Here is a 17,397-nt window from a genome sequence, read left to right as displayed (position 1 = left end):
CATCGGGCACACCCACACGTAGTCACTTTGCCCGCACGGGGTCCCACCCTCGGTATAAATCGGCCTATTCGGATTCACCTCTTGGGGTACGGCGAGTGTGATTTCTTGATCGGCGTGCTTGCCGGGTCAACGATCATGCCTAGTCTCCTCGCATGCCTGAAGACCAGGACGCTCCCGGACCGACACCGCAAGCACCACCGCCGAGCCCGATCGTGATGAGCACGCCCATCCACGATCAGCTCGCCGACCGGCTCGGAGTCAGACAGAAACACCGACGGCCCGATTGACCGCCTTTCGGAGGTTCACGGGCGTGCGCGCCAGCCGGTAGGAATGGCCCCTCTGCGGACAAGAGGGGAGCTTGTCGATGCGTTTCACCGTGCTCGCCGCGGCGGCCGCACTCCTGGTCACCACCGGTACACCCGCGCTCGCCGACGCCGGGGTGCCGAAGATCGGCTGGGAGGCGTGCGGACCGGAGAACCCCGGCTTCGAGTGCGCCACCGTCAAGGTGCCGCTGGACTACGACAACCCGCGCGGCGCGACCACGTCCATCGCGCTCGCACGCAAACCCGCCACGGACAAGGCCCACCGGATCGGGTCGCTGTTCCTGAACCCCGGCGGACCGGGGGGCTCCGGCGTGGACTTCGCGCTGGGGTCCGGCAACACGCTGTCGGCCAACCTGCAGGGCCGCTTCGACATCGTCGGTTTCGACCCGCGCGGCATCGGCCGGTCGGATCCGTTGCACTGCTTCGCGAGCGAGGCCGACCTGGAGAAGTTCTTCGAGGGCGTGCCGGGATTCCCGTACCAGGCCTCGCAGGAGCGCAAGTACTTCGACCGCTACCGGTCGCTCGGGCCGGAGTGCCGGGACGACCAGCCGATCGCGCGGCACATGAGCACCGCGGACGTGGCGCGGGACATGGACCTGCTGCGGCGCGCCGTGGGTGACCGCAAGATCTCGTACCTCGGCTTCTCCTACGGCTCGTTCCTGGGCGCCACGTACGCGAACCTGTTCCCCCAGAACATCCGCGCTCTCGTCATCGACGGTGTGCTGAACCCCGAGCTGTGGTCGAGCGGGCGGCAGATCCAGTCGGACCGGATCGCGACGAAGGAGGAGTTCCGCGAGTTCCTCCGCACCTGCGACGAGGCCAAGTGCGTGTTCGGGCCGCAGTCGGAGAAGCGCTGGAACGCGTTGCTGGCCTCGGTGCGCGCCAAGCCGATCCAGCTCGGCGACCAGGTGTTCACCTACGACGCGGTGATCAACGCGGCGATCGGCGCCATGTACAACCCGCGCTCCTGGCCTTCGACCGCCGAGCTGTTCGACCAGCTGTCGGATGCTTCCGGCGCTGTTTCCGTTGCGGCGGAACCGGACTACGACAACGGCTTCGACGCCTACAACGGCAACGTGTGCGCGGACATCGAGTTCCCGCGCGCGTTCGAGGCCTACCGCGCTACGGCTCGTTACGCCGAAGCCGGTTCGGAGTTCGGCCCGGCGTGGTGGTGGGGCAACGCGGCCTGCGCGAACTGGCCCGTCAACCAAGATCGGTATGCCGGACCGTGGCGGACTCGCACCAACGCGCCGGTTCTGGTGGTGGGCAACCACTTCGACGGCGTCACGGACTTCCGCGGCGCTCAGGCGGTCAACCGGCAGATCGCGGGGTCACGACTGCTCGCGTACGCGGGTTGGGGCCACACGGCCTATGGGCTCAGCAAGTGCGCTTCGGACTACACCAACGCGTATCTGCTGAACGGCGCGTTGCCGCCAGTCGGCACCGTGTGCCCGGCGAACCCGAACCCGTTCCTGCCCACCGCAGCCCTCTCCGAACCGCTCTTCCAGCCGACCCGTCGTTAACCGCGGAGCTCCTGGGCGAGCTCCACCGCCGCACGCGCGGGATCGTGGCCGAACCGGCTGCCGAACGCGTCGTGCACCTGCCACCCCGCGTGGGTGAGCGCACGCCAGCGGGCGAGATGCGCCTGTGCCCCTTCCGGGTGCGGGCGCGTCTCGACCGCGACGGCGTTGTTCCTCTCCCCCACCACCAGATCCACCCGCCACTGCCCCACCGGATAGCCGGTGCGCACGGTCAGGCCCGCGGCCACCAGTTCCTCGGCCAGGCGGGCGGTCCACGGGTCGGACGGCTCGACGCCCGCGGTCTCCGTCGGCGGCACATCGGCGTGCTTCAGGTACTCACCGACCAGACCGGGCGGCTCGACGGCCGAGGTGATCACGTGCACCTTGGAACGGGCACGCGTGGTCAGCACCGCGAGCAGGTTGCGGTCGTTCACGAACCGCCACCCGCCGGGCTTCTCGTCGGCCGCGAGGCTGATCACGACCTCGTCGAACTCGCTGCCCTGCACCCCGTGCACCGTGCCGACGCGCACACCACCCGTGGTGATCTCGTCCAGCGTCAGGTCCTTCAGCAGCGCTTCCTCCAGCGCGTCGGCCTGCCCGCGGAACGGCGTCACGACCCCGATCGACCGCACCCCCGCCGCGACCCGTTTGCGCACGTGGGCGAGCACGGCGTCGACCTCGACCTGGTTGACGCCCTTCGTGTTCCGCTCGCCCGCGACGCGCTCGGTGTCGATGCAGTCGACGTCCGCGATGGCCGGATGGGTCGTCAGCAGCGCGATCTTGCCGTCGTAGAACCTCGTCGCGGCGAACCCGATGAGGTGCGGTGCGCAGCGGTGGTGCTCGTCGAGCCAATGCACGCCCGCGGTGGCGGCGGCCGCGTCGAACAGGCTCACCTTCGGCACGTCCAGCCGGTCGCGCAGGTCCTGGGTGCCCTCGGCGTCGACGGCCGCGCGCACGGCCTCGTCGCTGACGAACGACACGTGCCGCAGCTGCCGGGGATCGCCGCCGATCACCGCGGACCGACCGCGCAGCAGGGCCGGTGCGGCGAGCGGCTGGTCGACGTGACTGGCCTCGTCGATGATCACCAGGTCGAACATGCCCGGCACCTGCGGCAGGATGTCCTCCACGTCCGACAAGGTGCCGACCCACAACGGCAGTGCCGCCACCAGGTCCACGCTGTCGATCTCGGCGAGCCCGCGCCGTCGTGCCGCCCGGCCGGACCGCAGCGCCTTCGCCAGTGCCGCCACCGCCCTGCGCGCACCGGCACCGCGGCGGCTGACCGAGAGCTCCTTGAGCCACGCGGCCGTCGCGGCACGGGAGGTGCCGTCCTGTTCGGACAGCAACGGCCGCAGCTCTCCGAACGTCGTGCCACCACCGGCCGCGAGCCGCACCGACGCGGCTGTCTGCTCGGCTGCCAGCACCGCGGCCGCGAGGTCCTCGACGGACACCTCGCCGGCGCCGGTCCGGTTGCGCGCCTTCTTCAGCGCCCAACCCGTGCGCAGCCCACCCAGGAAGCCGGTTCTCGGCCGCAGAAGCCCTTGCAGCGCGGCGAAGTCCACGTCCGCGTCGAACGCGCGCGGTGCCAGCGAACGATGTCCGGCCATCAACGCGTGATGCCGCCGCGCTTCCGCCGCCAGTTCCTCGTCCTGCAGAGACGCCGCGACCGTGCGCTCGACCCGCGACACGGCCGCCGCATCCGACCGCCGAACCCTGTCGAGCTCCTTCAGCCGGTCCGGATCGCTCGTGGCGGACAACCCGTCCGACAGCTCCCGCGCCATCTCCTGGCGCAGCTCCGAGTCGCCGAACAGCACCGGAACCGGTCCGCCCGCCCGGCGCAGCGCGGCACCGAGCACGTCCGCGGCGTTGCGGGTGCGGCTCGCGAGCAGCACCGAACACCCCGCTGCCACGGCGTCCAGCGCCAGCGCCGCCAACGTGTGCGTCTTGCCGGCTCCGGGAGGCCCGCCGACGACGGTGACCCGCGCGCGACGGGCGTGCTCGACCGCGCGCAGCTGGCTGTGGCTCAGCGGCAACGCCGAGCTGATCGGCGCGGCCCGGTCCACTTCGGTCGAACCAGCCCCGTACAACGCGGCCAGCGCGGTGTCCTCCGTGCCAACCGCGGTCGACCACGTGTACAACGCCGAGCCCTGTTCGGTGGTCACGACGGGCTCACCGGCGTGCAGCCCGTACCCCATCGCCACGACCAGGTCCCGGCCGTGGATCAACCGGTTCGGATCCTCGCGCACGATCGGCACGTCCTCGAACCCGGCCTGCCGCAGCGTCTCGGTGATCCACACCTCGGTCGGGCCGAACGCCGCCTCTCGTTCCGCGGTCTTCGCCCAGTCGTCGATCAGCGGGAGCAGGCCGACGTCACCGGCGACGTGAAAGGCGTAGGTGAGCCCCAGGCCGTGGTGCAGCCGCACCGGCCGGGAAATCAACGGCAGGCACACCCTGCGGCGCTGGCCGCCGATCTCCGCCGGGCCGACCAGGAACGCCCAGCCCAGGCGCAGCAGCCGGTCTTCCTGGTGCAGCGCGTCGTACGCCGCGAGGTGCTGGACCTGGTCGCGCATCTGCTTCGTGATGGTCCAGGTGATCGGCGTCCACGCCTCCCCCTCCTGCACCGTCGTGATCGCCCGCCGCGCCGGCTCGTGCTCGCCGAGCCACAGCAGACCGGCCGCCTTGGACAGGTCGAGCTGGACCTTCTGCGGCTGCTCGGCGGCACTCAAACGGGCGAGGGTGCGCAGGACGGCCGGAACGTTCACCCCGCACATGTTGCCATCCGCACCGGTAGCTTCTTCCGTCGTGGAAGATCTTCCCGTCGGGTTGTCCGACGACGAGCTGGCGGCGGGCCTCGCCCGGTTCGGCATCACGGGGACGCCGGCCTACGCCCCGGTCGGTTTCGGCGACTACCACTGGAACGTCGAGGACCGCTGGTTCACGTCCGTCTCGGACCTCGCGCACAAGCCGCTCGACGGGCTGCGGCGCGCGATGAACACGGCCGTGAGCCTGAGCGAGCAACTGCCGTTCGTGGTTGCACCACTACGAGCCGGCGACGACATCGTGGTCGTGCTGAACGACAGGTACGCGCTGACGGTTTTCCCTTTCCTACACGGGAAAGCCGGAAGTTTCGGTGACGAGCAGCCCGCGGCCGTGGCCGAGCTCCTCGCCGCACTGCACGGGTGCACGCCACCGGAGGACGCCCCGGAAGCGCCGATCGACCCACCGGGGCGGGCCGCGCTGGAGGCGTTGCTGGACGAGCCCGGCGAGTGGTTCGACACCACTGCCCGCGAGGTCTTCGTCGCTCACGAAGAAGCCGTCCGCGCGTTGCTGGCGAAGTTCGACGACCTCGCCGCACAGCTCCCGGCCACCCGAGTGCTCACCCACGGCGAACCCCACCCCGGCAACCTGATCCGCACAACGAACGGACTCCGGCTGATCGACTGGGACACCGTCGGACTGGCCGCACCCGAACGCGACCTGAGTCTCCTCGACGACCACACCGCGTACCGGAACCTGACCGGCCACCAACCGAACGCGGCCGGTCTGGCCCTCTACAGGACGCGGTGGACCCTCGACGACATCGCCCAGTTCGCGACGAAGCTCCGCGCCCCGCACGAGAAGTCACGGGACGCGGAGCTCACGTCGCACTACTTCAAGGGAACCCTCGCCGAGCTCTAGAGGGTCAGGCTCCACGTGTCGATCCGGCCGACGTCCACCGCGGCCGCGTCCTGGACCTGCAGCTTCCACGTGCCGTTGCGGGCCTCGGACGACAGGTCGACCGTGTAGGTCTGGTCGATGTCGTCCAGCGCGCCACCCGAGCGGTTGCTCAGCGAGTACGACGACCCGTCCGGTGCGATCAGCGACACCACCAGGTCACCCCGGTAGGTGTGCTTGATGTGCACCTCGACCTTGCTGGTCGCCGAGGCGTTGCCGGTGCAGCCGGAGACGACGATCGACGACGACACCGTGGACAGGTCCGGGATCGCCACGTCGGTGCCGTTGGTCTGCGTGCCGCACGAGGCCGCGCCGACCGTCCACGTGAACGAGGCGCTGCCCGAACCACCGGCGGTCGCGGTCGCCGTCGCGGTCACGTTGTACGTGCCCGCGGTGGAAGCCGTGCCGGTGATCAGTCCGGAAGAGCTGATCGACAGGCCGGTCGGCAGGCCGGTGGCCGACCAGGTGTACGGCGCGGTGCCACCCGAAGCCGACAGCTGGAGCGAGACCGACCCGTTGAGAGCCGTGGTCTGCGCGCCGGGGTTGGTCACCGAGACACCGGGAACGCCACCGGAGTTGGTGCGCAGCAACAGGTTCGCCGAGTTGGCACCGGGGTTGGTGACCTTGTTCGGCGTGGCGGAACCGACGATCGCCGCGTGCACCTCGGCCGGGGTCTTGGAGGGGTTGTCCGCCAGGTACAACGCGGCCGCGCCCGCGACGTGCGGAGAGGCCATCGACGTGCCGCTCATCGTCGCGGAGCCGGTGTTGTTGTTGTAGGACGCGGAAACGATGCTCTCACCGGGCGCGAACAGGTCGCTGCAAGTGCCGAACGACGAGAACGACGCGCGGGCGTCGGTCCGAGCCGTCGCCATGACGTTGATCGTTTCCCGGACGCGCTGCGGCGAGTACTTGCACGAGTCGTCGTTGAAGTTGCCCGCCGCCACGACGTAGGTGACGCCGGCCCGGATCGACGCACCGACGGCGTCGTCGAGCACGCGGCTCGGCTCGTTCGCCGTTCCGGTGTAGAGGCTCATGTTCGCGACCGCCGGCAGGACGGCGTTCGCGGTCACCCAGTCGACGCCCGCGGCCTCAGTGGACACGGAACCGCCACCGGCGCAGTTGAGCACGCGGACGGCCTTGAGCTTCACGTTCTTGGCCACACCGAACGTCGCGCCGCCGACCGTGCCGGACACGTGCGTGCCGTGGCCCTGGCAGTCCTTGCCGTTCTGGCCGTCGGTGAACGCGTCGAAGCCGAACGTGGCGCGGCCGCCGAAGTCGCTGTGGTTGTAGTTGATGCCGGTGTCGATGACGTACGCGGTGACGTTCGACGCGTCCGTGCTGTAGCTGTACTTGTTGTTCAGCGGCAGATCCGCCTGGTCGACGCGGTCCAGCCCCCACGACGGCGGGTTGAGCTGGTCGGTCAGGACCTGGACCGTCCTGTCCTGCTCCACATAGGCCACGGCCGGGTCGGCGGCGAGGCGCTTGGCCTGCTGCTTCGACATGGTGGCCGAGAAGCCCTTGAACGCGGCGCGGTAGGTGAACCCGATCTTGCCGCCGTACTTCCCGGCGAGGTCACCGGCGCGGCCGCCGACCTCGGAGCGGGTCATGGTGTCCCTCAACACCACGATGTAGCTGTCCTGGACGGCGTTCGGCGCGCTTTCCGCGACGATCGGTCCCTCGGGCTGCGCGGCGGCGGCCTGTGGGAGCGCTAACACCGTGCCGACGGCGGCAATCGCCGCCACACCGAGCGTGCGCAGGGTGCGTTGTCTCATCACTGCTCCTTGATCGCAGGGAACCGCGTGCGAACGCGGGCCGGCCCTCGACGGCCCATGCAGATGCGTTCACACGCGGTTGCGAAACAGCGTTAGTCCGTTATCGGACGTGATGAGTCTTTAGTTGCGACAACGATGAGAACAACCGACTTTCGTACGGTCCTCAGCCCGCGAGCGCGAAAAGATCCTCCGGGCGGCCCGACTGCTTGAGGACCGCGAGGGACTGCTTCTCGAGCTGGCGGATCCGCTCGCGGGTCAGGCCGAGCTCCTCCGCGACCTCCTGGAGGGTGCGCTCACGCCCGTCCTCCAGGCCGAAGCGCAGGCGCATGATCCGGCCCTGCCGCTCGGGCAGCACATCGAGCAGCGCCCGCACGCCGGTGGTGAACTCCTGCTGCTCCACCATGTCCGGCGCGGACATGCCGTCCGTGTCCTGGATCAGGTCGCCGAGCACCGAGCCGCCGTCGTCGCCGACCGGCGTCTCCAGCGACACGCAGGTGCGTGAGGCGTCGAGCAGGTCCTGCACGCGCGTCGCGGACACCTTGGCCTCGGCTGCGATCTCCTCGACCGTGGCGTCGCGTCCCAGTGCCGCGGACAGCTTCTGCCCGAGGCGCTTGAGCTTGTTGACCTCTTCGACGACGTGCACCGGCAGGCGCACCGTGCGGGTCTGGTCCGCCAGACCCCGTTCGATGGCCTGACGAATCCACCACATGGCGTAGGTGGAGAACTTGTAGCCCTTGGCGTAGTCGAACTTCTCGACCGCGCGGATCAGGCCGAGGTTGCCCTCCTGCACCACGTCGCCGAACGGCAGCCCGCGGAACGAGTGCTTCTTCGCGACCGACACGACCAGGCGCAGGTTCGCGCGGATCATGTGGTCCTTGGCGCGCTCGCCCTCCCGGGCGATCCGCTGCAGCGCGCGGCGGTCCCGCGTGGTGTCACCGATCTCCAGCAGGTGCGCGGCGTAGACCCCCGCCTCGATGCGCTTGGCGAGGTCGACCTCCTCCGACGCGGTGAGCAGCGGTGTGCGCCCGACCTCGCGCAGGTACAGGCCGACGGTGTCCGCGTCCTGCTGCCCGGACGCGCGGTTCTTCAGATCTGCAGGCATGACAAATCCCCCCGTTTCCGTTGGCAGGAGTGGCAGCCGAACTGGCTGCACGTGGTGTAACGGTTCAGAGGTCCACTTCATTCCGCGGTTTCGCCTGTGACCTCAGCCTCACCCGCGTGATCGCGTGGTGGTCGACCTGGAGCACCTCGACGTCCCAGCCGGAAACCTTCACGACGTCGCCAGGTTCTTCCGGGATGCGGCCGAGCAGCACCAGCACGAGTCCGGCGATCGTCGCGTACGAACCGGGCGGCCCGGTGAGCTCCACGCCGACGTCCACCAGGTCGTGCACCGGGAACGTGCCGGGCAGCTCGATCGACCCGTCGGCCTCGGCCCGCACCGCGACCACGTCCGAGTCGGTCTCGTCGTAGATCTCGCCGACGATCTCCTCCAGCAAGTCCTCCAGCGTCACGATGCCGTCGACCGCGCCGTGCTCGTCCACCACCAGCGCCAGCTGCTCGTGCTCGGCCTTCATGCGCCGCAACGCGTCGGTCACGCGCACCGAGTCCGGCAGGAACATCGGCGTGCGCGCCACGTCCACGAACGACGCCTCGTCGTCGAGGAGATCACGCAGGTGCACCACGCCGACCACGTCGTCCAGGTGACCGTCCTTCGTCACCGGTGCTCGCGAATGTCCTGACCTCGCCAGGATTTCCCGCGCTTCCCGGGGCGTCAAACCTTCTTCGAGCACCGTCACATGGCGGCGCGGCACCAGGACCTCGCGCAACCGTCGTTCGTGGATTTCCAGCGCACCCGTCATGATCGTGCGCTGCTCCGGGTTCAGGTGTTGTTGCACCTCGACGAGATCCCGCAGCTCCTCCGGCGACATCTGTTCCTCTTCGACGTCCGGGTCGCCGCCGAAGATCCGCACCACCAGGTCGGTCGAGCGGCTCAGCAACCACACCACCGGCCGCGACGCAGTCGACAGGAGGTCGAGCGGCCGGGCGACGATCTTCGCCCAGCGCAGCGCGTACTGCATGGCCAGCCGCTTCGGCGCCAGTTCCCCGAACACCAGCGTGACAAACGTGAGAACGATCGTGACCAGCGCGATCGCGACCCCGTCCGCGGCACCGTCGAGGAACCCCAGCAGCGGCACGAGCGGCTGCGCGAGCGAGACGGCCGCGGTGGCCGAGGCGAGGAACCCGGACAGCGTGATGCCGATCTGGATGGTCGCGAAGAACCTGTTCGGATCACGTGCGAGACGGACGAGCGTGCGGTGCCCTTCGCGTTCCAACGAACGCAGCTGACCCTCCCTCAACGACACCAACGCCATCTCGCTGCCCGAGAACGCCGCGTTGACCAACACCAGGACCCCGACCAGCGCGAGGGTGAAGCCGTACCCGTCCACACGTTTGGGGTAGCACGCCGGGTGGTATTTCGCAGCCTGACGGCCGTCTTGAGCAGCCAGGAGGGCCTGAAGCCGAACGAGGTGGGGATCGAGATGGACACTCCCGAGGTGCTCGGCACCTCCGCGAGGACCCTGCACACCCTGCCCGAAGATCAGCCGGACCTCGTCGCCATGCGTGCGTGGGTCGGCACTCTGTTGAGAGATCTTCCCGAGGACGTCCGGCTCGACGTTCTTCTTGTGTGCACGGAACTGGCCAGCAACGCTTACGAACACGCAATCGGACCACGTGCAGTACGGGTACAACGGCACGTCGACTTCATCAGAGTCGAGGTCGACGACCACACACCGGCATCGCTACCGCGTCTGGGTGAGTCACGGCTCGGGAGCTCACGGGGTCGTGGGCTGATGTTGACCGCCGCCATCTCCCGCTGCTGGGGCACGCGCGAGATGGTGGGTGGCAAGACGGTGTGGGCGGAGATCGACGCATAGCTTCTCCGTGCGTTTCGCACAGAGAAGTCATGACACCGCACGGATGGGTTCTGCCGGGACCTTCTTCGACGCTCGATGCATGACAAAAACTCGATTGCGATGGTTGCTCGACCGTTGGCCGATGGCCGTCGCGCTGGCGGTGTCGTTCGACTTCTGGGAGACACCGCTGGTGCCTCCGGTGTGGACGCTGTTGCTCTGTCAGGCGGCCTATCTGCTGTGGGGCTGGCGGGCGCCGCGCGTTCAACTCGCGGTGTTCAGCCTCTATGCGGCGCTGGCCGTAGTGGTGATCATGGTCTCGCCTGACGCGGGTGTGCTGCTGATCGCGCTCGGCTGGGGCGCGCACGCCGTCTGGGATCTCGTGCACCACCTGCGCGACGCTGTCGTGCCGCGCTGGTGGTCGGAGTTCTGCGGCGTGTTCGACCTGGTCATCGCCGTCACGATCCTGCTTCGGTGGTTCTAGGCTGATGGCGATGAACGATCTTCCGCACACCGCGCTGCGCGGCACCCTGCACGTGCTGTGGGTGGCCACGCTCGTCGTGCCGCTGGTGTCGGTGCTGCGCGAACCGTCCGCCGGGCGCTGGTTCGGGGTGCTGGGGCTGCTGATCGTGGCCGTGGCGTACGCGGTGGCGCTTCGGGAAGCCAAGCTCTGGGTGCTCGTGGGCGCGACGCTGGTGTCGATCCCACTGGTGGCACCCTTCGGTCCGGACGAGCTGTCGACGTGGGCGTGGATCGGCGGCGGCGCTGCCGGGTTCGCTCCTCTGCTGCTCAGCGGCGTGTGGCGGTGGATCGCGGCACTCGCCGCGGTCGTGCTGTCCGGGCTGGTCGGGTTCTTCGTGACGCGCGACCACACGACGTACCAGATGATCGCCGCGGCGGTCGGGGCGACGATCATCGCGATGGCCGGGCTGCCGATGTGGTTCGCCGGGCTGCTGGCGCAGGCGCGGGCCGGGCGCGAGGCACGGGCGGAACTGGCGGTCAGCGAGGAACGGCTGCGGTTCGCGCGGGACGTCCACGACCTGCTCGGACACCGGCTGACGGTGATCGCGCTGAAGGCGGAGCTGGCGGGGCGGCTGGCTGCAACCGAGCCCGAACGGTCGGCCGCGGAGGCGTTCGAGGCCCAGCGGCTCGCGTCGTCGGCGCTGGCCGAGGTGCGGGACGCGGTGCACGGCTACCGCTCGGTGAACCTGCCCGAGCAGCTGGAGGCCGTGCGGACCGTGCTGAGCGACGCCGGGATCCGCTGCACCGTCTCGGACGTCCCGGTGCACGGCGAAGGCGCCACGCAGCTGGCTCTGGCGTTGCGGGAGGCGTGCACCAACGTGTTGCGGCACAGCCACGCGACCTGGTGCATGATCGACGTCGCGGTCGAGGACGGGGAGGCGAGGATGACCGTCACGAACGACGGCGGCGAGAAACCGTCCGGCGAGGGCAACGGCATCCGGGGCATGACCGAGCGTCTGGCGGCCGTGGGTGGCCGGGTGGGTGTCGAGCGGTCCGCCGACGTGTTCACGCTGCAGGTCGTGGTGCCCGCGTGATCAGAGTGCTGCTGGCCGACGACGAGGAGCTGATCCGCGACGCGCTCGCGGCGTTGCTCGACCTGGAACCGGATCTGGAGGTGGTGGCCCGCGCTGGGGACGGCCGGGCCGCTGTCGAGGCCGCGCGGGCCCACCGCCCGGACGTGGCCGTGGTGGACCTCCAGATGCCGGAGCTGGACGGCCTGGAGGTCACCGAGGAGCTGGCGCGCGTGCTGCCGTCGTGCGCGGTGGTGATCCTGACGGGTCGTGGCCGACCGCCGCACCTGCAGCAGGCTCTGCACGCGGGCGCGAAGGGGTTCCTGCCCAAGGGATCGCCCGGTGGCACGCTGGCGGACGTGATCCGCCGCGTGCACGGCGGGTCGCGGTGGGTCGATCCCGCGCTGGCCGCCGACGCCCTCGCCGCGCCGCCGTGCCCGTTGACGCAGCGCGAGCTGGAAGTGTTGCGGCTGACCGAGTTCGGCACGCCGGTGGCGCAGATCGCCGCGCGCACCTCGTTGTCCGCGGGGACCGTCCGCAACCACCTGGCGGCGGCGGTCGCGAAACTCGGGGTCGCGAACCGGGCGGAGGCGTTCCGGCTGGCGCACGACCACGGGTGGCTTTGAAAGTGGAACAGTTTGGCGCCGGTTCAGGGATCCGGTGCCACGCTGGTCGTCATGGGCGATCACACGACGCTGCCGAGGTTCGAGTCGGCCTTCGACGAACTCGTTGCCGGCGCGTGGGATCGCTTGTGCGCGCGGGTGTCCGTGTCCGGCTGGGACACGCTCGCCGACGCGCTGCGGGACGAGCTGCGCGGCATGCTCGCTCAGCTCGCACGTCCCACGCTCGTGCTGGAACTCAACGTGGCGCGGCTGGAAGACCGGTTGCGCGGCGACACTCCCGAGGAACGCTTCCGTTGCTACGTCGACGAAGTGCTGCCGGGAGACTGGCCGGCGCTGTGCGCCGAGTACCAGGTGCTCGACGCACAGCTTCGCGAGCTCACCGAGCTGTGGATCGACGCGCTGGCCGAGATGGCGGCCCGGCTCGCGGCGGATCTGCCTCTGCTGCACAAGGTTCTGCTGCCTGAGGGCGCGCGGTTGTCCGGGATCAGGACCGGCTGCGACAGCGATCCTCATCGCGGCGGCCGCGTCGTGCGCGTCCTGGAGTTCACCGCGGAGGACACGCAGTCCCTGTTGGTGTACAAACCTCGGCCGATGGCCGTCGACGTGTGCTTCCAGACGTTGCTGGCGTACTGCAACATCGGCAACCCGGAGGTGCCACCGCTACCGTTGTTGAAGGTCGCGAACCGGGGCTCGTACGGCTGGTCGGAGTTCATCTCGCCCGCCGACTGCCCCGATGTCGCCGCCGTGCACCGGTTCTACCGCCGCCAGGGTGCGTATCTGGCTCTGCTGCACGTGATCGACGGTGTGGACATGCACCACGAGAACCTCATCGCCGCCGGGGAGAACCCGGTGCTGGTGGACGTCGAGACCTTGTTCGACCGCACCGCGTCCGAGGCCGGCGACGACGCCACGGCGGTCGCTGCGGCGCGGCTGCGGGAATCCGTGGCACGCACGGCGTTCCTGCCGGGCCGGGTCTGGGGCGACGACGACCACGCCGGTGTCAACATCGGAGGCCTCGGCTCCGGCCAGGCCCAGCTGAGCTCGTTCACCGGGCCCGCGTGGAACGAGGAGGGCACCGACTCGATGCACCTGGGCGAGCGGCAGGTGGAGATCCCGGTCGCCGCCAACGTGCCCCGGCTCGACGGTGTTCCGGTCCCGGTGTCCGAGCACACCGCCGAGGTCGTCGACGGGTTCACCGCCATGACGCGGTTCCTCGTGCGGAAGCGGGAAGAGCTGCTGCGGGGACCGTTGCAGGCGTTCGCCCGCGTGCCGGTCCGGCAGATGCTGCTCGCGACGGCGGGCTACGCACATCTGCTGCTGGCGGCCAGACATCCCGACCGGCTGCGGGATCCGCGGGCACGCGAGGAGGTGTTCGACGCGCTGGACCAGGTCGGTCCCGGCGACCGTCGCCGGCTGCTGGACGTGGAACGCGCGGATCTGCGGCGGGGCGACATCCCGGTGTTCACCGCGACACCGTCCACTCGCGACCTTTGGGACAGCCGGGGCGCGCGGTATCCGGACTACTTCCCGCACACGGCTTTCGCCCGCGTCGCCGCACGGCTGGAAGCGTTGGACGACCAGGAGATCGCGCGGCAGACGTTTGTCGTGCAGGCCTCGTTGTCGGCCTCGGCGCCGTCCTGCGACGTGCGTGCCGCTCCGGCTCACGACTGCGTGGAAGCCGCTGTCGCGATCGGCGAGATGCTGGTGGAGCACGCGATTCACGGCCGGCAGGACGTGACCTGGCTCGGCATGGAGGTCGTCGGGCAGGAGGCGGAGCACCAGGTGGCTCCGCTCGGGCACGACCTCTACGACGGCACGGCCGGAGTCGCGTTGTTCCTGGCCTGTCTCGGCGCGGTCACCGGCACCGCTGCGTTCACCGATCTCGCTCTGCGGGCGGCCGCGGGGATCCGGGCCAACCCCGGCGCGCCGTCCGGTGGGTTCGCCGGACTGCCGTCGCAGCTCTACGCGTTGGCGCACGTGGCAGCGTTGTGCGACGACCCGGCGGTGCTGCCGCCGTCGGATCCGGTGTTCGCGCACCTGACGGCCGGGGTGCCCGACAGCGAGTTCGACGTGATGTTCGGATCGGCGGGCACGATCCTCGCGATGCTCGCCTGGCACGCGGTCACCGGCGACGAGCGCGCGCTCTCCGTCGCGGCCGACCACGGCAGGCACCTCGCCCGGCACGCGATGCAGTGGGACGACGGCACTTCACCTCGTGGTTTCTCGCACGGCAACGCGGGCATCGGCTATGCGTTGACGTCGCTGTCACGCGCGCTCGGCCACGCACGGTTCGCTGAGCTCGCCGAGGACGCTTTCCGTTGCGAGGACGCGTTGTTCGACCGCACCGACTGGTGCAACGGGGCTGCCGGTATCGCGTTGTCCCGGCTGGGCGTCGACGACGCCGCGGCCGCCGTCGCTGTGCAGGCCGTTGTGGACAGTCCGGTGCCGCCCGCGGACAGCCTGTGCCACGGCACTCTGGGCCACCTGCTGGTCGTCTCCGACGCGGCGGAGGCCCTGGGCCGCGACGACTGGCGTGACGCGGTCGCGCTGCGACTCGGAGGTGTGCTCGGCGGGTGGCGCTGCGGGTTCGCTCACGCCGCGTCCGCGCCCGAGCTGATGACCGGCGTCTCCGGCATCGGGCTGGGCCTGCTGCGCCTGCACCGGCCGGACGTCGTGCCGCAGGTGCTGCGGCTCGCCCCACCCGCGCCGGCCGCACCCCGCGGCCGCTGAGTCGAGGAGGATCATGTCCAACGCAACCATCGTGCGGGCGTGGAAGGACGCGGCGTTCCGCGCCACGCTCGCCCCCGGATCGATCCCCGCCCACCCGGCGGGAAGCGGTGTGGTGGAGCGGAAGTGGCTCGAGGCGGAGGCCAACTCCACGACGGCCATCTCCACCAAGTCGCCGTGCTGCGCCTTCCGCGTCTAGCGAGCTGAGTGGGGCGGGTTCGCCCGCCCCACTTCTCGCGTTGGCGCCTCTGCTCGACTCCCGGTGCGGTAAGAAGGACGCGGACCGTCTACTGGGGACGTCTTGAGCAAACACGCCATCAAGCTGGTCGAGATCTCGCTGACCGCTGATGAGGCACGGAGTCGTGCTGTCGCGGTCACGTCGTGGCTTTTGGACCGCGGGGTGATCGTGCCGAACGACGCGCGCGACGAGGTCATGGCGCCGAGCGAGTTCCACGCGGGTCCGCGCTGTTCCTGGGCCGCGCCCGAGGCCGAGCGCTGGGTCGGCGGCGGCGACACCGGGGTCGACGTCGTGGCGGAACGGATCGTGCACCACGCGGTGGGCAACTACGAGGAGCCCTCGTGCCCCTTCTGCTCGCTGCCGGCGATCGGGTTCGACGAGCACCACGCGTTGGTCGAGCCGTGGCTCCAAGACCGCGCCGAGGGCTCTGTCCGGTGTGTCGCTTGTGGACGGACGTCGCTCGTGGGCGACCTGGTGGGCGACTGGTCGTTCCACATCGGAGACCTGGCGGTGGTGTTCCACAGCTGGCCTCCGCTGGCCGGCGAGTTCGTCGTCGACCTGGGCGCGGTGATGGGGCCGCGCACGCGCATGGTCGTCGAACGCATCTGAACTGGGGGAGTTCGTGAAGCCGATCTGGATCATTCTCATCACCGTCGGTGGCCTGCTGATCTTCGGCGGGCTGCTGACGTGGATGTTCGTCTGGCTGCACCGCACCAACAAGGCCGAGGAGGAAGGCATCGCGGGGCGCCAGCGCGAGCAGTTCCCGGCGCGCGGCTGGCACCACACCGAGCGCGACGACCGCGCTGTCGAGGTGTTCAACTCGTTGCAGCGCTTCCCGAAGCTGGTGCCCGTGGTGGTCGGGTTCGACCGGTCACCGCGCGCTGTCGAGGCGCACGACATCATCACCGGGCAGCACCGCGGGCGGCCGTTCTTCGCGGCGTTGTTCGTCGTCGACGAGCCCATGGACTCCTCGAACGAGTTCGTCGGCCAGTCAGGGCTCCGCTGCAACACCGTGTGGGTCCGGACGCCGGTGGTGCGGCCGACGCTGGACGTCCGGCAGGTGCTGAAGTTCGCGAGCAGTGTCAACGAGGGGCTGGGGCTCGGCGACATCAAGGTCGGGCACCCCGAGTTCGACGCTCGCTACCAGGTCACGTGCGAGGACCCGGCTTTCGCGCGGGCCGTGCTGTCACCGGCCGTCGTCGAGTTCCTGCTCGGCGACGATCGCTGCAAGGGCTTCTGGATTCGCGGGGCCCAGTTCGACGCCCACTACGCGACCGGCGACCACCGCGACCCGGTGGTGCTGGCGGGCGACCTGGACGTCCGCTGCGACCTGCTCGACCGGATCCCGCGCCACGTGTGGGGCTAGCGGTGTGGTTCCTCAGGTCGACGTCAGCACGTCGAACGCGTGCTTGCGGTGCTCCGCGAACAACTTCAGCGCGCCGTCCACGTTGCCGAGCCGCAGCGCCGCCACCAGGTCGCGGTGCTCCTCGCGGATCTGCTCCAGGTAGCCGTCGCTGCTGACGTTGACCCTCGTGATCAGGAACAGGTGCACCTGCGACCTGATCGACTCCCACGCCTGCAGCAGCCGGGAGTGGTTCGCGGCGGCGTACACGGCGTCGTGGAACGCGATGTCGCAGCGCACCATCTCGTGCGGTGTGTCGGCCCGGTCCATCGCGGCGGCGGCCTTCTCGATCAACGTGAGATCAGCGTCCGTCGCCTGCCCGACCACCCGGCGCACGGCCAGGATCTCCAGCGCGCCGCGCAAGCTGTTGAGCTCGGCCACGTCCTCCGATGACAACGTTGTCACAGACGCTCCCCTGTGCCACTCGGTGTGCACCAAGCCCTCGCGTTCGAGCTTCTGCAACGCCTCGCGGATCGGGCCGCGGCTGACCTCGAGCGCCTCCGACAACTCCACCTCGCGCAGGGACTCCCCCGGCGCGTACCGGCCGTCGAAGATCGCCTCGCGCAGTGCGTCGGCGACCTCGGAGCTCAGACCCCGGCGGCGAGCAGGCCCCATCTTCGTCATGTCGCAATGTTAA

At 69.9% G+C, this 17,397-nt stretch carries 15 protein-coding genes; 10 read left to right on the top strand and 5 right to left on the bottom strand.

Features of this window, described 5'->3' with window-relative positions; translation table 11 throughout:
* Positions 1 to 364 precede the first annotated feature (364 nt).
* Positions 365 to 1,846 carry an alpha/beta hydrolase gene (locus AB0M24_RS20605; RefSeq protein WP_363769778.1) on the top strand — a complete coding sequence of 494 codons (1,482 nt, stop codon included), beginning with the start codon at positions 365 to 367 and terminating at the stop codon, positions 1,844 to 1,846.
* Here the strand turns inward: AB0M24_RS20605 and AB0M24_RS20600 are convergent.
* Positions 1,843 to 4,602, bottom strand: a complete 2,760-nt coding sequence (locus AB0M24_RS20600) for an AAA domain-containing protein (protein WP_363769775.1) — start codon at positions 4,600 to 4,602, stop codon at positions 1,843 to 1,845. The two genes, AB0M24_RS20605 and AB0M24_RS20600, sit on opposite strands and share 4 nt — an antisense overlap.
* A gap of 40 nt (positions 4,603 to 4,642) precedes the next feature.
* Between AB0M24_RS20600 and AB0M24_RS20595 the strand changes: the two genes are divergently transcribed.
* Positions 4,643 to 5,518 carry a phosphotransferase gene (locus tag AB0M24_RS20595; RefSeq protein ID WP_363769772.1) on the top strand — a complete coding sequence of 292 codons (876 nt, stop codon included), beginning with the start codon at positions 4,643 to 4,645 and terminating at the stop codon, positions 5,516 to 5,518.
* On the opposite strand, the gene AB0M24_RS20590 is transcribed toward AB0M24_RS20595, so the two are convergent.
* The 3 genes from AB0M24_RS20590 to AB0M24_RS20580 all read right to left on the bottom strand — a co-directional run bounded on the left by AB0M24_RS20590 (position 5,515) and on the right by AB0M24_RS20580 (position 9,773).
* Positions 5,515 to 7,326, bottom strand: a complete 1,812-nt coding sequence (locus tag AB0M24_RS20590) for a S8 family serine peptidase (protein WP_363769769.1) — start codon at positions 7,324 to 7,326, stop codon at positions 5,515 to 5,517. The two genes, AB0M24_RS20595 and AB0M24_RS20590, sit on opposite strands and share 4 nt — an antisense overlap.
* A gap of 163 nt (positions 7,327 to 7,489) precedes the next feature.
* Positions 7,490 to 8,428, bottom strand: coding sequence for a sigma-70 family RNA polymerase sigma factor (locus AB0M24_RS20585; protein ID WP_363769766.1), 939 nt, complete (start codon positions 8,426 to 8,428; stop codon positions 7,490 to 7,492).
* 64 nt (positions 8,429 to 8,492) lie between these two features.
* The gene (locus AB0M24_RS20580) at positions 8,493 to 9,773 is read right to left on the bottom strand and encodes a hemolysin family protein (protein ID WP_363769763.1); all 1,281 of its coding nucleotides are present in this window, start codon (positions 9,771 to 9,773) and stop codon (positions 8,493 to 8,495) included.
* Positions 9,774 to 9,821: 48 nt separating this feature from the next.
* Here AB0M24_RS20580 and AB0M24_RS20575 point away from each other — a divergent pair, with 48 nt between their 5' ends.
* From AB0M24_RS20575 to AB0M24_RS20540, 8 genes are all read left to right on the top strand, one after another.
* Positions 9,822 to 10,262: an ATP-binding protein gene (locus AB0M24_RS20575; RefSeq protein ID WP_363769760.1), complete on the top strand. Its 441-nt coding sequence runs from the start codon at positions 9,822 to 9,824 to the stop codon at positions 10,260 to 10,262.
* Between the two features lie 121 nt (positions 10,263 to 10,383).
* The gene (locus AB0M24_RS20570) at positions 10,384 to 10,722 is read left to right on the top strand and encodes a hypothetical protein (RefSeq protein WP_363769757.1); all 339 of its coding nucleotides are present in this window, start codon (positions 10,384 to 10,386) and stop codon (positions 10,720 to 10,722) included.
* 10 nt (positions 10,723 to 10,732) lie between these two features.
* Complete coding sequence (locus AB0M24_RS20565) at positions 10,733 to 11,794, top strand: histidine kinase (protein ID WP_363769754.1); 1,062 nt, start codon at positions 10,733 to 10,735, stop codon at positions 11,792 to 11,794.
* Positions 11,791 to 12,396: a response regulator transcription factor gene (locus AB0M24_RS20560; protein ID WP_363769751.1), complete on the top strand. Its 606-nt coding sequence runs from the start codon at positions 11,791 to 11,793 to the stop codon at positions 12,394 to 12,396. Before AB0M24_RS20565 ends, AB0M24_RS20560 begins: the two co-directional genes overlap by 4 nt.
* Before the next feature lie 51 nt (positions 12,397 to 12,447).
* On the top strand, positions 12,448 to 15,123 hold the full coding sequence (locus AB0M24_RS20555; protein ID WP_363769748.1) for a type 2 lanthipeptide synthetase LanM family protein: 2,676 nt from the start codon (positions 12,448 to 12,450) through the stop codon (positions 15,121 to 15,123).
* A gap of 13 nt (positions 15,124 to 15,136) precedes the next feature.
* The gene (locus AB0M24_RS20550) at positions 15,137 to 15,319 is read left to right on the top strand and encodes a mersacidin/lichenicidin family type 2 lantibiotic (protein WP_363769745.1); all 183 of its coding nucleotides are present in this window, start codon (positions 15,137 to 15,139) and stop codon (positions 15,317 to 15,319) included.
* A 102-nt stretch (positions 15,320 to 15,421) separates the two neighbouring features.
* Complete coding sequence (locus tag AB0M24_RS20545) at positions 15,422 to 15,967, top strand: hypothetical protein (RefSeq protein ID WP_363769742.1); 546 nt, start codon at positions 15,422 to 15,424, stop codon at positions 15,965 to 15,967.
* A gap of 13 nt (positions 15,968 to 15,980) precedes the next feature.
* Positions 15,981 to 16,724: a hypothetical protein gene (locus AB0M24_RS20540; protein ID WP_363769739.1), complete on the top strand. Its 744-nt coding sequence runs from the start codon at positions 15,981 to 15,983 to the stop codon at positions 16,722 to 16,724.
* 12 nt (positions 16,725 to 16,736) lie between these two features.
* Here the strand turns inward: AB0M24_RS20540 and AB0M24_RS20535 are convergent, their stop codons facing one another.
* Complete coding sequence (locus AB0M24_RS20535; RefSeq protein WP_363769736.1) at positions 16,737 to 17,384, bottom strand: GntR family transcriptional regulator; 648 nt, start codon at positions 17,382 to 17,384, stop codon at positions 16,737 to 16,739.
* Positions 17,385 to 17,397 lie beyond the last annotated feature (13 nt).

This window comes from Lentzea sp. NPDC051838 (assembly GCF_040681245.1).
Classification (GTDB): Bacteria; Actinomycetota; Actinomycetes; order Mycobacteriales; family Pseudonocardiaceae; genus Lentzea.
This window is presented reverse-complemented; position numbering and strand designations above follow the sequence as displayed.

Coding starts and splice junctions, on each gene's coding strand:
- AB0M24_RS20605 (WP_363769778.1), top strand. CDS start 365: ATGCGTTTCACCGTGCTCGCCGCGGCGGCCGCACTCCTGGTCACCACC.
- AB0M24_RS20590 (WP_363769769.1), bottom strand. CDS start 7,326: ATGAGACAACGCACCCTGCGCACGCTCGGTGTGGCGGCGATTGCCGCC.
- AB0M24_RS20585 (WP_363769766.1), bottom strand. CDS start 8,428: ATGCCTGCAGATCTGAAGAACCGCGCGTCCGGGCAGCAGGACGCGGAC.
- AB0M24_RS20570 (WP_363769757.1), top strand. CDS start 10,384: ATGGCCGTCGCGCTGGCGGTGTCGTTCGACTTCTGGGAGACACCGCTG.
- AB0M24_RS20565 (WP_363769754.1), top strand. CDS start 10,733: ATGAACGATCTTCCGCACACCGCGCTGCGCGGCACCCTGCACGTGCTG.
- AB0M24_RS20555 (WP_363769748.1), top strand. CDS start 12,448: ATGGGCGATCACACGACGCTGCCGAGGTTCGAGTCGGCCTTCGACGAA.
- AB0M24_RS20550 (WP_363769745.1), top strand. CDS start 15,137: ATGTCCAACGCAACCATCGTGCGGGCGTGGAAGGACGCGGCGTTCCGC.
- AB0M24_RS20535 (WP_363769736.1), bottom strand. CDS start 17,384: ATGACGAAGATGGGGCCTGCTCGCCGCCGGGGTCTGAGCTCCGAGGTC.